This is a genomic window from Janthinobacterium sp. BHSEK, from assembly GCF_056174685.1.
On the sequence record NZ_JBWBYV010000139.1, the window covers coordinates 1 to 1,516 of the forward strand.

Sequence of the window (1,516 nt, forward strand, 5' to 3'; positions counted from 1 at the left end):
CAATAGAACGCGTGCGTCGTCACAAACGTACCAGCAATCACGGCCGTCAACAGGACGACAGTGAACTCGGGCAAGTATCCCTGCAGCACGGGAAACAGTCTCGGCATCCAGAGAAATTTGCTGACATAGCACGCCACACCTGCCGCAGCCGTCACGCAAAACAGCATCTTCATCGTCTTGTGCCACAGGCTGAAGGCACCAGCCAGGTCGCCGGCGTTGGCGCGCGCGGCAAACTCGGGAATCGAGGTGGTATAGAACGGTGCCGTGGCGAGATTGACGAGCGAATAGATGCGCTTCAGGATGCTGAAGACGCCCAAATTTTCACCGGGCAAGGAAAAACCGATAATGACGCGGTCCAGCTGCACCACCGGCAAGTCGCAGATCGCTTGCAGCGTGCTCCACTTCCCCGCTTCCATCAGACGCTCCTGGCGCAAGGCGGCGTACGGCAGCGTACCGGCAATGCCGCTGCGGCTGCCAAAGATGAGCAGGAAAAGCAGCAAGCAGCGAATGACTTCCGGAATCGTGTAGGCCAGGATCATGCTCGACAAGTCCGGCTGGTAGCGTGAGACGCCGAACAGGAGGGCCAGTTTGATCAAATTGGTCAGGAAGCCTGCAAACATCAGCACGTTGTAGCGGTTGACCAGTCGGAAGTACGCGCTGTGGGTGCCGATGACGGGAAAGACGGCCGCCAGCGATAGCAGCAGCAGGTCGCCCCAGGAAAACTGGGCCACCTGCGACAGCGTCGACATCGCCAGGCCGCCGGAGACCAGCAGCACGGCCAGCAGCGCCAGCAATTCGAAGCGCAGGCTTTTGAGCACCGCGGCACGCAAGGCACTGCTGTCTATTTGATGGCCTGGCATTGCCACCAGCATGCCCTGCCAGTACTGGAATCCGCATACGGTAAACACGGTCAGGGCGATGGACTGCACCAGCACCAGATGGCCATACGCCTGCACGCCGGCGATCGCCAGCATGACGGGAATGGTGATGACGCTTACTCCTGCCCCCGCCACATTCAGCAGGAACATCATGGAACTATTTTTTACCAGGTTGCCAAAGGACTTGCTTACCTTGCTCATGACTACGCTGGCATCCCGCGCAAGGTCTTGTCATGCTCCGGCACCGCAGCCCCGGCTGTCGGCAGGCTGGCCGCCGGTTGACCATAACGCACGAACTGCACGATGCAACCAAGGCAGAAAAAACACAGCAATTGCATGGGCGGCTCGTCGATCAGCGTGCGGTTGTATACCAGCGTACTCAGGAAGAGCATCAGCATAATGGTGCTGGTATCGGCAATCGCCAGGCGCTCGGCGCTGGCGCCGCTGCGTGCGACATAGCGGATACCCAGTAATGTGCCAAGAATAAAGATGGATAGATAGGCAAGCGTCCCCAATATGCCCACGTCCCACAGCAACGTCGCCAGGCCCGTGGAGCCTATCTGCAGCAAGCGGTAGCGGGCAGCCACGACGCCGCGTCCTACCGATTGGCTGGTCAGGCTCGCACTCGGGCCATAGCC

At 59.8% G+C, this 1,516-nt stretch carries 2 protein-coding genes; both read right to left on the reverse strand.

Annotated elements, in window-relative coordinates; all coding sequences use genetic code 11:
* Positions 1-1,079 (reverse strand): lipopolysaccharide biosynthesis protein (locus tag AC0V2Y_RS27545; RefSeq protein ID WP_475418419.1); only part of this gene is annotated, 1,079 nt, incomplete at its 3' end.
* Positions 1,080-1,081: 2 nt separating this feature from the next.
* Positions 1,082-1,516 (reverse strand): hypothetical protein (locus AC0V2Y_RS27550; protein WP_475418420.1); only part of this gene is annotated, 435 nt, incomplete at its 5' end.